Below are 14,883 nucleotides of genomic sequence, written 5' to 3'. Positions count from 1 at the left end.
TGGCGGAAAGACTCTTTTCAGCCCAAGGACTTGGGCTGGCTGGATCCCTGTGACGAGCACAGGGATGAGGGAGGTGACCGTTACGGCTTCACCAGACCATGGTTCCCCTTCGGAAAGCCCGAAGCCAGCGCACTATACCATTTGCCGCTGTTCTTCAGCGTCCGCACCTGCGTGTCGTAATCCACATGCACCAGACCGAAGCGCATGCGGTAACCCTCGGCCCATTCGAAATTATCCATCAGGCTCCAGGCGAAATAACCGCGCATCGGATAACCGTCGCGGATGAGATCGGCGACGATACCGAGGTGTTCGGCGTAATAGTCGAGACGCGGCTGGTCATCCACCTCGCCGTTTTCGACGCCCATATTATAGCAGGCGCCGTTTTCGGTGATGTAGCAATCCGGCAGGTCGTAACGCTTGTAGAGCGTCTCCACCAGCGACTGGAGCGCCGGGGCATAGACCTCCCAGCCGATATCGGTCTTCACGTCGCTGATGGCTGGAGCCGCTATCGTGGCGGGGAATTCCGCGCCCGGTGTCGCATCGTCGGCAACGCGCATCGGCGTGTAATAATTCAGGCCCCACCAGTCTAGCTTCTGGCTGATGATGGAAAGGTCTTCCGCCTCCACCACCGGCATGCGGCTTCCCAGCGCCTCCATCATCTCAGCCGGATATTCGCCCTTGAAGACCGGATCGAAAAACGCGCCGTTGTGGAACTGGAAGGCTCGTTCGGCGGCCTTGAGGTCAGCGTCGCTATCGGAAGCCGGGATGACGGAATGGGCGTTCAGCACCAGCCCCACGGGCACTTTCGGCGCGACATGGCGAGAGGCTTCCACGCCGAAACCATGGGCGAGATTGATGTGATGCATGGCGGCAAGGGCTGCCTCCATGTTGCGCTCGCCCGGCGCGTGAATGCCATAGAGATGGCTGAGCCACACCGCGCACCAGGGTTCGTTGAAGGTCGCCACCGCATCCAACCGGTCACCCAGACGAGCCATCACGGTCTTGGCGTATCGCTGGAAAGCGTGCGCGGTGGAGCGCGAGGCCCAGCCGCCGTCGCCCATCAGGGTCAGCGGCAGGTCCCAATGGTAAAGCGTCGCATAGGTCTTGATACCCCGCGCCTTGCAGCCATCGACGAGGCGGTCGTAAAAATCCAGCCCCTTCTCGTTGATCGGTCCGAAACCATCCGGAACGATGCGCGGCCAGGCGATGGAGAAACGATAGGCCTCGACACCCATGTCCTTGATGAGATCGAGATCCTGTTCCCAGCGATTATAATGATCGCAGGCAATATCGCCATTGTGACGCCCGAAGACATGGCCCGGCATATTGCAGAAGGCGTCCCAGATGGAGGGCTTGCGGCCATCTGCCTTTGTGGAGCCTTCGATCTGGAAAGAGGCGGTCGCGACGCCGAACAGGAAATCGCCGGGGAAACGGGCGGCTAGCGTTTTGGGATCGGTCATCTGCGAGGCCCTTCTCTGTCCATCGAGCGTGAAAAGATCAGCAGGGGTTTAGACCATGTCGGCCGGCAGGTACAGTCGTGGGCGGCAGGAATCTACAACGTTTCAGGATGCGCAGTTAACAAGTCCAAAGCGCTTTGCATGCGGGAGTGCCGCCGCAGCGTTTGCCGGCGGCGCAAGGCATCGACCCGGCGAATGCGGGTAGAAGATGGGAGGTGGAGGAGTCGTGCATTCACCGGGCCGCATCATCAGGGCCGTCAGGGCAGCCCGTCGGTCACAGCCTTTTCACGACACCTATCGGATCGGTCCTTCCCGCCTCTGGCCCGGCGGAATGCCTTTCCGAAACACGGTTTGCCAGAACCATGCTTGTCGATGCCGGCCTCCGGTTCGCGAAAGGCGCCGCGCGTATCGCCCTTCCGTTCCGGTTGCGGGAGGAATGATGCGGCGGAAATGGCGGGTGGGGATGGGAGGGGACGTATTTTTCGGGAAGTGACTGGAAAAGAAGGAGGCTTGGCGCGGAGTTGTCCGCATCTTTTGGAACAGAACGGAGAGCAAGCCCCCTCATCCGGCCCTTCGGGCCACCTTCTCCCCGGCCGGGGAGAAGAAATGTGCAGTGACCGCAGCATATTCTCAGGAGAGGTCGCTTTGGGCAAAGAGCACCCCGCTTGTTCTTCTCCCCGCCGGGGAGAAGTGCCTGAGCGAAGCGAGGCGATGAGGGGGCGACGCTGCCGCCGCCCCCTCCAACCCGTCAAACGTAACGATTGACCACGTTTTCGAGATATTCCTGACGGCCGGACTTCGGCTCGGGATTGATATCCTCACGCTCCACCAGGGCGGCAATCTCTTCCAGCTTCAGCTCGCCGCGCAGCATCTTCTGGGCTTCAGCCGAATCCCATTTGGCGTAACGCTCCGCAAGCGGCTTCGACAGCGCGCCGTCCTCGATCATCTTCGCCGCCGCCTTCAGGCCGCGGGCGCAGCAATCCATGCCGCCGATATGGCCGATCAGCAGGTCCTGCGGATCGAGCGACTGACGGCGCAGCTTGGAATCGAAGTTGGTGCCGCCGTTCTTGAAACCGCCACCGGCCAGAACATGGTAATAAGCGAGCGCCATTTCCGGCACGTTGTTGGGGAACTGGTCGGTATCCCAGCCCGACTGGTAGTCGTTACGGTTCATGTCGATGGAGCCGAAAATGCCGAAGGCATTGGCCATGGCCAGTTCGTGTTCGAAGGAGTGGCCGGCGAGAATGGCGTGGCCCTGCTCGATATTGACCTTCACTTCCTTTTCCAGACCGTTCTTCTGCAGGAAGGCGTAAACGGTGGCGACGTCGTAGTCATACTGGTGCTTGGTCGGCTCCTGCGGCTTCGGCTCGATCAGGATCGTGCCTTCGAAGCCGATCTTGTATTTATACTCCACCACCAGATTGAGGAAGCGTCCGAGCTGGTCGAGTTCACGCGACAGATCGGTATTGAGCAGGGTCTCGTAACCTTCACGGCCGCCCCACAGAACATAGTTCGCACCGCCGAGCTTCTTGGTGGCGTCCATGCAGGTCTTCACGGTCGCGGCGGAGAAAGCGAAAACATCCGGGTCCGGATTGGTGGCAGCACCCGACATGAAGCGGCGGTTGGAGAAGAGGTTCGCCGTGCCCCACAGAAGCTTCACGCCGGTATCGGCCTGCTTTTGGGCAAAATAATCAACGATCTCATTGAGGTTCTTGGTATTCTCCGCAAAGTTCCGGCCTTCCGGGCGCACATCGGCGTCGTGGAAGCAGTAGAACGGCGAACCGAGCAGCGAGAAGAATTCGAAAGCCACATCCGCCTTCAGTTTCGCCGCCTGCATCGTATCTTCGAACCATGGGCGCAGGAACGTCTGGCCACCGAAGGGGTCGCCGCCCGGCCAGGTGAAGGTGTGCCAATAGGCCACCGCAAAACGCAGGTGATCTTCCATGCGCTTGCCGGCGACGATCTCATCGGGGTTGTAATGACGGAAGGCCAGCGGGTTGGTGCTGTCGGGGCCTTCATATTTGATCTTGGCAATATCGCCGAAGAAACCTGTGCTCATGGTGATCCTCCTTGGTGGGTTTAGATGGTGTTCGGTATAGGTTGGAGGGCGTGGCTCACCCCCCTCTGTCCTGCCGGACATCTCCCCCTCAAGGGGGGAGATCAGCAGGACGCTATCTATCGCTCCATACTCGACCTCGCATGAGGACGAGATGTAGCCGCTTGTCGATCTCCCCCCTTGAGGGGGAGATGCCCGGCAGGGCAGAGGGGGGTGAAGCCGCACACACCGTGTCTCAATGCGAAAGCGCCCGAATAGCCGGATAAAGCGCATGATAGCGCCGGTAAGCCTCCTCATAGGCGCCGGCCAGCGCCGCCACCGGCTCGATGGTCCGCGCCGTTTCCGGCTGCGCGCAAACCGCCACCGGATCGGCCCCGGTCGCGGCGATGAGGCCGAGGCGGGCCGCACCGAAAGCGGCGCCGAAATCGCCCTCGGCCGGAATATCGACGGGCACGCCGAGCGAGGTGGCGATGGAGGCCAGCCAATAGGCCGAGCGCGAGCCGCCGCCGATGGCGGTGACGCGGGAGATGGACGTGCCGGCCGACTTCAGCGCTTCGAGATTGTCACGGATCGCGAAAGTCACGCCTTCCAGCACCGCCTGGGTCAGCGCCTTGCGGTCGCTTTCATGCGAAAGGCCGATGAAGGAACCGCGAATGGCGGCGTCGTTGTGCGGTGTGCGCTCGCCAGAGAGATAGGGCGCGAAGGTGACACCGGTTGGTGCAAGCAGCGTTTCGCCCAGCTCGCCGGTCAGATCGGCGGCGGATTGGCCGGTGAGGCGCGAATACCAGTTCAGCGCATCGGTGGCGGAGAGGATCACGCCCATCTGGTGCCAGGTATTGGGCAGCGCATGGCAAAAGGCGTGCACGGCGCTTTCCGGCTTCGGCAGGTAAGATGCATTGGCGGCAAAAAGAACGCCGGATGTGCCGAGCGAGACGAAGGCGTGGCCTTCCTTCACCGTGCCCATGCCGCAGGCGGAAGCGGCATTGTCTCCCGCGCCGCCGGCAACGATGGTGCGGCCGGAAATGCCCCATTCGGAGCCAAGTTCGGCGCGCAGCACGCCCGCCTCATCCGTGCCTTCCACCAGCGAGGGCATGTGCTTTTCATCCAGCCCGGTGGCGGCAAGAAGCTCGGAAGACCATTTGCGCGCGCCGGTATCGAGCCAGGAGGTGCCGGCGGAATCCGACATTTCGGAGATATAGTCTCCCGTCAGCCACAGACGCAGATAATCCTTCGGCAGCAGGACCTTGGCCACTTTCGCGAAGATTTCAGGTTCGTTCTTCGCCACCCAGGCAAGTTTCGGCGCGGTGAAGCCGGGGAAAACGATATTGCCGGTGATCTTGCGGAAGCGTGGATCGGCATCCAGCGCGGCGGCCTCGGCATAAGAGCGCGTGTCGTTCCACAGGATGCAGGGGCGCAGCACCTTGCCGGCCGCATCGATCAGCGTTGCGCCATGCATCTGGCCGGAAAGGCCGATGCCCTTGACGGCGGCAAGCTCCTTCGGAAACTTCTGCTTCAGGCCGGCAACGGCGGTTTTCGTCGCGGCAATCCAGTCGGCCGGGTCCTGTTCCGACCAGCCGTGATGCGGGCGCGAAACGTCCAGCGAGCCGTTGGCCGAGCCGATGATTTTCTGATCGCCGTCCATCAGCAGGGCTTTGACGCCGGATGTGCCAAGATCGAGACCGAGATACATGTATTTCTCCATTCCGGCGCGCCATGCGCCGCTTTCAGCGTTTTTTAAAAGTCGCCGCATTTCCGGACGGAAAACCGGCGGCCACTTTTCCTGGAAATGCTCTCATCAAGGAAGATTGTCCCTGAGGAATATGTCGATACGGATACGTTCCTGCGCGGCGATGACGGGCTGGCCATCGGCCCGCGCCTTCAACACGCGGATGGCGCTGCGCACCTCGTGACCCGCGTCCTGGTTGAGCACGGCGTCCAGCAGCCCTTCCCGCAGCGCATTGGCGGTGTTTTCCGTCAGCTCATGGGCGATGACCGAAAGCGCTCTTTCGCCCTCTGCCGCGCCAAGCGCCCGGATGAGGCCGCGATTGCCCGCGCCGAGGCTGTAGATGCCGGAGAGCGCGGCATTGCCGAGCGCCTTGCGCACCAGCGTCTCGACGGTGAGCGGATCGTCCCTGCCCTCCAGCACCGGCAGCAGCTGCAATTGCGGAAACTCGGATTCGATGACGGCGCGAAATCCTTCCAGACGTTCGCGATGGTCGCGCACCAGCATGGAGCCGGCGACAACCGCGACATCGCCGCCGCGCCCGGAGAGAAAACGTCCCATCAGGCTTGCCGCCGTGCGCCCGGCCGCGACGTTGTCCACACCGGCATAATGATCCCGCCGCGAACCGGAAAGATCGGACACCAGCGTCACCGTGGCGATGCCGTCTTCGGCCAGCCGGTCGGCGGCTTCCGCCACATCTTCGGAATCGGTGGCGACGAAGGCGACGCCCGAGGGCTTTTCCCGCCGCGCGACTTCGAGAGCCTCCGTCAGCGCGGAGGCATTGAAGGGCGGCACCTCGATGACGCGGATCGCGGTGCGCTCCAGATGCGCCCGTGCCGCTGCGGCCCGCACTTCGGCGCGCAACGTCGCCATGAAGGAATTGTCATTGCCCGGCAGGATGAATACCAGCGAATAATTGCGGCCCTTGGCCAGATTGGCAGCCGCGATATCGCGCACGTAACCAAGCTCGGCAATGGCCGCCTCCACCCGTGCCCGCGTTGCCGCATGCACGCCGGGGCGCATGTTCAGCACCCGGTCGATGGTGGCGAGACTGACGCCCGCCCGCTCGGCGATATCGTGAACTGTCGGCTTCATGGCTCCTCCCTCCCCTTGCATATCCAGCTTTGCAGTCGAGGTAAACTGAAAAATGATGTACGTACCTCATATTTCGCGGAAAGCCGGGATCATGAATTGGGTGCGGACTTCTCCCCGGCGGGGAGAAGAAATATGCCGCCCTCGCTCGCTCCATATTCAAAACAAAAAAGGGGCCGTCATTTCCGACGGCCCCAGCTCTGCGGTGGATGGGAGGGGATTCTTGTTAGTGCGCCGCGTCTGGCGGCGGCGCTGCCTTGGGTTTCTGGATCAGCACGGTCATGAAGATCAGGCTCGAGAACAACAGCGTCAGCGCGAAGAACACATCCGCGAAGGCCAATATCCATGCCTGCTGCGAGACCATGCCAACCAGTTTCTTGACGGCGACGGACGCGCCGTCCAGCCCGTAGGAATCGTAGTTGGCGCCGACACTGTTCAGCCATTCCAGCGCCTGCGGGTTGGAATAGCTCACATGTTCGGCCAGCCGCACATAATGGTCGTCCGTGCGCTGCGACAGCATGGTGTTGATGATGGCAAGACCGACCGCGCCGCCGAGGTTACGGGTGAGGTTGAACAGGCCGGACGCATTGCGGATGCGGGCCGGCGGCAGGGTGCCGAGCGCGATGTTGTTGATCGGCACCATGCACATCATCAGGCCGAAACCGCGCAGGATCTGCGGGATCAGCAGCTCGTAGAAATCCCAGTCGGTCGTCACATGCGTCATAATCCATGTGCCGCAGCCGAAGCTGATGAAGCCGATGGCCATCATCGCCCGCGGATCGAGCTTGGTGGAGACCTTGCCGGCAATCGGCGCGGTGAAGAACATGGCGAGACCGGAGACGAACATGGTCTCGCCGATCATCAGCGCATCGTAACCACGCACCCGGCCGAGATAGAGCGGGTAAAGATATGTCAGCCCGTAAAGCCCGATGCCCATGACGAAGGAGAAAAGCGAGCCGATGGAGAAGTTGCGGTCGGCGAAGGCGCGGATGTCGACGACAGGGAATTCCACCTTGAAGGCGCGCCAGAAGAACACGGCCGCGCCGATGACCATGGCGACCGTTCCCATGACGATATGCTCGTCGTTGAACCAGTCCTTGTTGTTGCCCTCTTCAAGCACATATTCCAGCGAGCCGAGGAAGACGGCCATGGAGATCAGCCCCCACCAGTCGAACTTCTTCCACAGCGACTTTTCCGGCTTGTCGAAATCGATCAGGCTCCAGGTGAGGATGGTGACGATGATGCCGGGGATGATGTTGACGAGGAACAGCCAGTGCCAGGAAAAAGCATTGGAGAGATAACCGCCGACCGTCGGGCCGATGGTGGGCGCAAGCGTGGCGACGAGACCGATGATTGGTGACACGACCGAACGCTTCGAGGGCGGGAAGATCGTGAAGGCGGCGGCGAAGACGGAGGGGATCATGCCGCCGCCGATAAAGCCCTGGATCGCGCGGTAGACGATCATCTGGTCGATATTGGTGGCTGTGGCGCAGAGCGCGCTCGATATGGTGAAGCCGGCCGCGCAGGTGGCAAACAGAACGCGCGTGGAGAGAATGCGCGCCAGCGTGCCCGACAGCGGGATCATGATGACTTCGGCGATCAGATAGGAGGTCTGCACCCAGGCGATCTCATCGGAACCCGCGCCGAGACCCGCCTGGATCTCCGCGAGCGACGCGGAGACAATCTGAATGTCGAGGATGGACATGAACATGCCGAAGACCATCGCGAAAAACGCGATGAGCCTGCGCCTGTCCATCGGGGGATCGGCGGGGATGGACGCCCCGCCCGTACCGACAACCGTAGCCGCCATGATCTTGACCTCAACGGCGCATCAGCGATGCGCCTTACTTGGCTTCCGGGTTAACTTGCGCCGTTCTGGTGCCTTCCGGCGCCGTGCGGGTATCGACATCGACAACGACGCTGAGGCCGGCGCGCAGATTGTGCTTTGCAAGGTCTTCCTTTGAGAAGACGATACGAACCGGCACGCGCTGGATGACCTTGGTGAAGTTGCCTGTCGCATTTTCCGGCGGCAGCATGGAGAAGACCGAGCCCGAGCCGGGCGAAATCGACTGCACCGTGCCCTCGATCGTCGCGTCGTCAAAGGCGTCGACATGCACGCGCACCTTCGAACCGGGCACGACGCGGGCAAGCTGCGTTTCCTTGAAATTGGCGTCGATATAAAGCTCGTTCATCGGCACCAGCGAAGCCAGACGCTTGCCGACAGACACCAGATCGCCGTTCTGAACCGCCAGATTGCCGATGACGCCGTCATAAGGCGCCTTCAGAACAGTGAAGGAAAGATCGCGGGCGGCCTTGTCGCGGGAAAGCTGCAGCGAACGGATCGTGCTTTCGGCTTCCTCGCGCTGGGCGCGCAGGAGTTCCACATTGGCCTTGGCCGAGGAGATGGCGGCATCGCCGGCCACGACATTCGCCTTGGCCTGATCGAGCGCGACCTGCGCATTGTCGGAAGCGGCAACCGTGCCGACATCCTTCGCCTGCAGCTCGCTGGCGCGCTTCTGGGTGATTTCGGCACCGCGAAGGGCGGCATCCAGCGCACCCTTCTGGGCGACGGCCTGCTCCAGCGAAGCTTCGCCGCCGACGATCTGCGCATCGATGCGCTTCAGTGACAGTTGCTCGGTGCGAATCTGGGCTTCGGCCTGATCGAGCGCGATGCGATAATCGCCGTCGTCCAGCGTCACCAGCGGATCGCCCGCCTTGACTTCCTGGTTCTCGACCACGTTCACCTTGGCGACATAGCCCGAAACCTTCGGTGCGATGACGGCGATATCGCCTTCTATATAGGCATCGTCCGTCGACACCATGAAGCGGCCGTCGACCCACCAGTTGTAACCGTACCAGCCGGCGCCGGCGAGAAGGGCAACCGCGATGACCGGCAGAAGCTTGGAACGCTTCTTCTGCTTCGGCGGCGCAATGGTCTGGGGCTGCTGCGGCGGCGCGGCCTCGGCCGGCTTTGCCGGAGAGGTCTCGGCCTTGGCGGAGATATCCGCCTCTTCCGCATCGTTGACGGCGCGAACCGCGCTATTCTTCTGGGCCGACATGGGAGCTTACCGTGATAAATTGAAGAAAGTTTTTCGAACTGAACCGTTCGGTTCGATTGACATAATCTCTTTCCTGACACATATCAAGTGTTATCGAACCGATTGGTTCGACGTTCGGTTAATTTTTTTTACGCCATTGCGATGCTAAGAGACGGTAGCGATGGCAGGTGAAGACAGGGATATGGAGACGGAAACGGAAACGGGCTGTCCGGGCAATGCCGCCGGGCGTTTTGCGGCGGGTGAAGACCCGGCCAAACGCGAGCAGATTCTGGCGGGCGCCTGGCGTGTGTTCAAGCGCAAGGGTTTCGACGCGGCCAGCATGAACGACATCACGCGCGAAGCCGGCGTTTCCAAGGGCACGATCTACGTCTATTTCTCCAACAAGGAGGATCTGTTCGTTGCGCTCGTCGACCACCATCGCAACGAATTCGCCACCTCCATGCGCCATATTCTCGAGGGCACCGAGGAGGTGCGCGAGGGGCTGGAACAGTTCGGCAAGGCCTTCGCCAACAAGATGATCTGTTCGGACATGATCCCCGCCATGCGTTCGGTGCTCGGCGTCATCGATCGCATGCCGAAACTGGCGCAGCGCTTTTTCCTGTCGGCTCCGAACAATGTGCGCACCGTGCTCCTGGACTTCATCGAACATCAGGTCGAGATCGGCCATCTGAAAGTGGATGACCCTGAGCTGGCCGCCCGGCAATATATCGAGCTTTCCACCGGCACCTTCTTCAAGCTGCGGCTGTTCGGCGAACTGGAAGGCCCGGTTCCCGACGAGGAACTGGACCGGGTTATCAGCAGCGCCATCAACGTATTCATGGCGGCTTACGGAACAGACAAGGCCTGAGATCATTCAGCAACGGCGTGAACGCCAATACGCGGCCTGCGCGAAATTTCGATGAAATCTTGCGCCCCGGAGCCATCAACTCCTTGTTTCTCGCGTATTGCGCTATAAATTCCACCCACCGAATGTTTCGGCTGGCCTTGTTGCTGAAAGGAAAACCTACCTGATGGAGTCCGTTCTCCCTCTTCTATCTGACCCCGCCGCCTGGGTGGCGCTCGTCACACTGATCGTCATGGAGGTCGTGCTCGGCATCGACAACCTGATCTTCATCTCCATCCTCACCAACAAGCTGCCGCCCGAACAGCGTGAAAAAGCCCGCAAGATCGGTATAGGCCTTGCGCTCGTCATGCGCCTCGGCCTGCTCGGCACCGTCGCATGGATCGTGCAGCTCACCACGCCGGTTTTCGAAGCCTTCGGCCACCCCTTCTCGTGGAAAGACATGATCCTCATAGCGGGTGGTCTCTTCCTGGTATGGAAGGCGACCAAGGAAATTCACCACAATGTCGACCCGGAAGATCACAAGGAAGACATGGTGGGTGGCCCGGCCGCGATGAATTTCGGAGCCGCCATTGGCCAGATCCTGTTGCTCGACCTTGTTTTCTCTGTAGACAGCATCATCACCGCCGTCGGCATGACACCGCATCTGCCGATCATGATCGTCGCCGTCGTCGTTGCCGTCACCGTCATGCTGCTCGCCGCAACACCGCTTGCCAACTTCATCGAGCGCAACCCCACCATCGTCATGCTGGCGCTCGCCTTCCTGATGATGATCGGCACGACGCTGATCGCCGAAGGCATGGGCTTCCATGTTCCGAAGGGCTACGTATATGCCGCCATGGCGTTCTCGGCGCTGGTGGAACTGCTCAACATGCTGGCCCGCAATGCGAAGCGTCGGAAGAAGGCGAGTGCGGCAGGCGATACGCACTAACGGCATCTTGCCACCGTCATTCCGGCCTTGAGCCGGAATCCTGTGTATTGGTTTTGTGCTATGTAGAGTGCGGGCGGAAGGCCGTCGGAATCCTGGTCGTTAGAGACCGCCTGCTGGCTTTTGGACCTCCGCCCGCTCTTGATGATCCCAACCTGAACAGTTGATGGAGGCCGTGAGCGCGGACCTCGTAGCACAGGATGAGGCTTGCCATGGTACACCCTGTTTACATCGGATGCGACGTCTCAAAGGCACATCTGGATCTTTTCGATGCCGCGACACAAAAAGCCGTCCGCATCGCCAATACCGGCACCGCCATCGATGAATGGCTTGCCACCCTTGATGGACGCGAGGCGCAGATCATTCTGGAGGCGACCGGACGTTATGACCGGCTGTTGTGCTCGGCGCTCGAGAGATGGCGGCGGCCCTATTGCCGGGTCAATCCGGCCAGGGCCCGCGACTTTGCAAGAGCCACCGGCCAGCTTGCCAAAACCGATACCATCGATGCGCGACTTTTGGCGCGCATGGGCGAAACACTTTCACCACCCGTTACGACACCGCCCGACCCGGCCCGTCAGCAGCTGGAAAGCCTGCACACGCGCCGTGATCAGCTTGTTGCCATGCGCCAGCAGGAACGGCTGCGCCTTCATACAGCCGAGCCGTCGGAGCGCGACAGCATCGCGCGCCACCTCGGCTGGCTTGATACGGAAATCGCCGCGATCGAACAACAATGCCAGTCGCATGTGCGGACAAATGTGACGCTGAACGAGCAAAACATCAGACTTCGCTCGATCCCCGGCATTGGCCAGATCACGGCGTTCACCCTGATGGCCCACATGCCGGAACTGGGCGACAGTTCGCCCAGCGGCATGGCGGCGCTTGCAGGCCTTGCCCCCTTCAATGCCGATAGCGGCATTCACCGCGGCCAGCGCCATATCCGCGGCGGACGAAAGCGCGTGCGCGATGCCCTCTACATGGCGGCGCTGGTGGCCTACCGGTTAAAGTCGCCATTCGCCCGCATGGTTCAGGCCATGCAGGCCAAAGGCAAACCGTTCAAGGTCATGATCATTGCCATCGCCCGCAAACTGCTCGTCATCGCAAACGCCATGCTCAGGGATAAAACCACATTCCAAGCAGCTTGAAACAACATGCATCAATACAGTTGCCAGCCAGCCCAAGTCTTTGGGCTGAAAGGACTCTTCTCGCCGCGCAGACGCGCGGCGGCTGGATACCGGATCAAGTCCGGTATGACGGAAATAATTTCGCCTCTTGCCAAAACAATGACCTTTTCGCATGCTTTTCTCATGCGCCAAGGTTACGTTTATATTCTTGCATCCAAAAGAAACGGGACGCTCTATACTGGCGTAACAAGCGACCTTTCTCACCGTTTATATGAACATCAGAACAACCTGACCCCCGGATTCACAACGCGTTATGGCGTTAAGACGCTTGTGTGGTTCGAAACATACGATCTCGTCACGGACGCAATTGCGAGAGAAAAGACGATAAAAAACTGGCCGCGGGCATGGAAGATCAAGTTGATTGAAGATCTCAATCCAGCCTGGGACGACATTGCCCATTTTCTTCTCTGACGATGCCTCCGCTCCGTCATGCCGGCTCACGGCCGGTATGACGAAGAGATAGGAATGACATCCACCCCGGAACCGCTTCACCCCGGCTTGCGTTCTTCGATATCCTCATCGATAGAGTCATTCCCGCCGACTCTCCTTCGAAAGCATAAGCCAGCATGACGACAGACCAGATTCTCGCCTTCACCGTCATCGCCGGCATGATGGTCGCGTTCATCTGGGACAGGCTGCGTTACGATGTCGTCGCCTGCAGTGCGCTGCTTGTGGCCGTCGCGCTCGGCGTCGTGCCTTTCGAAAAAGCTTTTTCCGGTTTTTCGGACGATATCGTCATCATCGTCGGCAGCGCGCTGGTGGTCAGTTCGGCCGTGGCGCGGTCGGGCATCGTCGATATGACGATCAAGAAATATTTCCCCGAAATGCACTCCAAGAGCCTGCAGCTCGCCTTCCTGATGATCGTCGTCGCCGTCATGTCCGCCTTCATCAAGAATATCGGCGCGCTCGCCATCATGATGCCGGTCGCCTTCCAGTTCGCCCGCAAATCCGGCAGCCCGGTCTCCTATTATCTGATGCCCATGGCGTTTGCCGCCCTGCTCGGCGGGCTGATGACGCAGATCGGCACCTCGCCCAACATCGTCGTGTCGCGGCTGCGCGAGGAAATGACCGGGCAGAGTTTTTCGATGTTCGACTTCACGCCCGTCGGCGCGGGACTGACCGTCATCGGCATCATCTTCCTGACCTTCGGTTACCGGCTGCTGCCGGTGCGCAACCGCCAGCAGGCGTCGGTGGAGGATATTCTCGACCAGTCCGCCTATACCGCTGAAGCCACCCTGCCCGCCGACAGCACCCATGCGGAGAAGCCGCTGCGCGAATTGCTGAAACAGGCCGACGGCGATGTGATCGCCAGCACCATCCTGCGCGGGCCGCGGCGCATCTCCCCCTTCCCCGACGTGACGCTGAAGGCGGGTGACACGGTTCTCCTCGAAGGCAGCCCGGAGGGGCTGGACCGCATCGTCTCGCAGGCGAAGCTTCTGCTTTCCGGCAAGCCGCTGATGGAAAACGGCCAAAAAACCGCAGATCTCATTTCCATGGAAGCGGTGATCAGCAATGAATCGGTTCTGAACGGCATTTCGGCGCGTGAACTCGCGCTGTCCTATACGCGTGGCGTCAATCTGATCGCCGTCAGCCGGCGCGGCCAACGCGTCAGCCAGCGGCTCTCCGAGCTGACATTGCAGGCGGGCGACGTCATTCTTTTGCAGGGCAGCCGCAAGAACCTGCCGCAGGTATTGCAGGAATTTTCGCTCTTGCCGCTGGCGCAGCGGGAAATCCTGCTGGGCGTGCAGCGCCGCGCGCTTCTGCCCGTCATCGTGCTCGCCGCCGCCATGATCGCCGCCGGCAGCGGGCTGGTGCCGGTCTCCGTCGCCTTTTTCGCCGCTGCCTTCATGATGATCGTGGTCGGCGCCATCCCGCTCACCGAGGTCTATAAATCCATCGACGGGCCGATCCTCGTCATGCTCGCCGCCCTTATTCCCGTCAGCGACTCGCTCCGCACCAGCGGGGCGAGCGAACTGATCGCCGCCTGGCTCGGTCATGCCGCGCAGGGATTGCCGCCCTTTGCGGCGCTTGGCATGATCCTGCTCACCGCCATGGCAGTGACGCCCTTTCTCAACAATGCCGCCACCGTGCTGGTCATGGCCCCCATCGCCGCCGGTTTCGCCACCACACTCGGTTTCCGGCCGGAGGCCTTTCTGATGGCGGTGGCTATCGGCGCCGGCTGCGATTTCCTCACACCCATCGGCCACCAGTGCAATACGCTGGTCATGGGCCCCGGCGGTTATCGCTTCAGCGACTATCCGCGCCTTGGCCTGCCGCTGTCGATCATGATCGTCATCGCCAGTATTCCCATGCTGCTTTACGTCTGGCCAGTGAACTAGGGCTCTCAGCTGGGACGCTGAACCAGCGCGGGCTTCGTATTTCCTTGACGCCTGCGGTAGAATATGGCCTAAGCCGAAGCCGAACGGGAATGTGCAAAAGGCGCTTTCATTGCGTCTTCCAACATGATTTCCTGCCGCATCCAAACGAAAACATCGTGACAGACGGGTGAACCGCCCCGATGTCACTGCCACGTCACGACGAGTGAA

Annotated in this window: 11 protein-coding genes; 5 read left to right on the top strand and 6 right to left on the bottom strand. The window is 61.0% G+C overall.

Going from position 1 to position 14,883, the window contains the following annotated elements; genetic code table 11:
- Positions 1-80 precede the first annotated feature (80 nt).
- From RAC79_RS11770 to RAC79_RS11745, 6 genes are all read right to left on the bottom strand, one after another.
- Positions 81-1,460, bottom strand: coding sequence for a GH1 family beta-glucosidase (locus RAC79_RS11770; RefSeq protein WP_374997023.1), 1,380 nt, complete (start codon positions 1,458-1,460; stop codon positions 81-83).
- 745 nt (positions 1,461-2,205) lie between these two features.
- Positions 2,206-3,516: a xylose isomerase gene (xylA, locus tag RAC79_RS11765; RefSeq protein WP_065656360.1), complete on the bottom strand. Its 1,311-nt coding sequence runs from the start codon at positions 3,514-3,516 to the stop codon at positions 2,206-2,208.
- A gap of 232 nt (positions 3,517-3,748) precedes the next feature.
- On the bottom strand, positions 3,749-5,203 hold the full coding sequence (gene xylB, locus RAC79_RS11760; protein ID WP_065656359.1) for a xylulokinase: 1,455 nt from the start codon (positions 5,201-5,203) through the stop codon (positions 3,749-3,751).
- Positions 5,204-5,308: 105 nt separating this feature from the next.
- On the bottom strand, positions 5,309-6,331 hold the full coding sequence (locus RAC79_RS11755) for a LacI family DNA-binding transcriptional regulator (protein WP_065656358.1): 1,023 nt from the start codon (positions 6,329-6,331) through the stop codon (positions 5,309-5,311).
- Positions 6,332-6,554: 223 nt separating this feature from the next.
- The gene (locus tag RAC79_RS11750; protein WP_065656357.1) at positions 6,555-8,138 is read right to left on the bottom strand and encodes a DHA2 family efflux MFS transporter permease subunit; all 1,584 of its coding nucleotides are present in this window, start codon (positions 8,136-8,138) and stop codon (positions 6,555-6,557) included.
- Between the two features lie 34 nt (positions 8,139-8,172).
- The gene (locus RAC79_RS11745; RefSeq protein WP_065656356.1) at positions 8,173-9,387 is read right to left on the bottom strand and encodes an HlyD family secretion protein; all 1,215 of its coding nucleotides are present in this window, start codon (positions 9,385-9,387) and stop codon (positions 8,173-8,175) included.
- Positions 9,388-9,547: 160 nt separating this feature from the next.
- On the opposite strand from RAC79_RS11745, the gene RAC79_RS11740 reads away from it, so the two are divergent.
- The 5 genes from RAC79_RS11740 (at position 9,548) to RAC79_RS11720 (ending at position 14,676) form a co-directional block, all read left to right on the top strand.
- Positions 9,548-10,234 (top strand): TetR/AcrR family transcriptional regulator, encoded by a 687-nt coding sequence (locus tag RAC79_RS11740; RefSeq protein WP_065656355.1) that lies wholly within the window; start codon positions 9,548-9,550, stop codon positions 10,232-10,234.
- A 163-nt stretch (positions 10,235-10,397) separates the two neighbouring features.
- Complete coding sequence (locus RAC79_RS11735) at positions 10,398-11,159, top strand: TerC family protein (protein ID WP_065656354.1); 762 nt, start codon at positions 10,398-10,400, stop codon at positions 11,157-11,159.
- Between the two features lie 209 nt (positions 11,160-11,368).
- On the top strand, positions 11,369-12,298 hold the full coding sequence (locus tag RAC79_RS11730; RefSeq protein WP_174038126.1) for an IS110 family transposase: 930 nt from the start codon (positions 11,369-11,371) through the stop codon (positions 12,296-12,298).
- Positions 12,299-12,436: 138 nt separating this feature from the next.
- A complete protein-coding gene (locus RAC79_RS11725) occupies positions 12,437-12,748 on the top strand; it encodes a GIY-YIG nuclease family protein (protein WP_081307926.1) in 312 nt (103 codons plus the stop codon).
- Between the two features lie 155 nt (positions 12,749-12,903).
- The gene (locus tag RAC79_RS11720; protein WP_374997022.1) at positions 12,904-14,676 is read left to right on the top strand and encodes an SLC13 family permease; all 1,773 of its coding nucleotides are present in this window, start codon (positions 12,904-12,906) and stop codon (positions 14,674-14,676) included.
- The last annotated feature ends 207 nt before the right edge of the window (positions 14,677-14,883 follow it).

The organism is Agrobacterium sp. LR_9 (genome assembly GCF_041954855.1).
In the GTDB taxonomy this organism is placed as follows: domain Bacteria; phylum Pseudomonadota; class Alphaproteobacteria; order Rhizobiales; family Rhizobiaceae; genus Agrobacterium; species Agrobacterium leguminum.
Note: the sequence above shows the minus strand (reverse complement) of the source record. Positions and strands in the feature narration are given on the sequence as shown.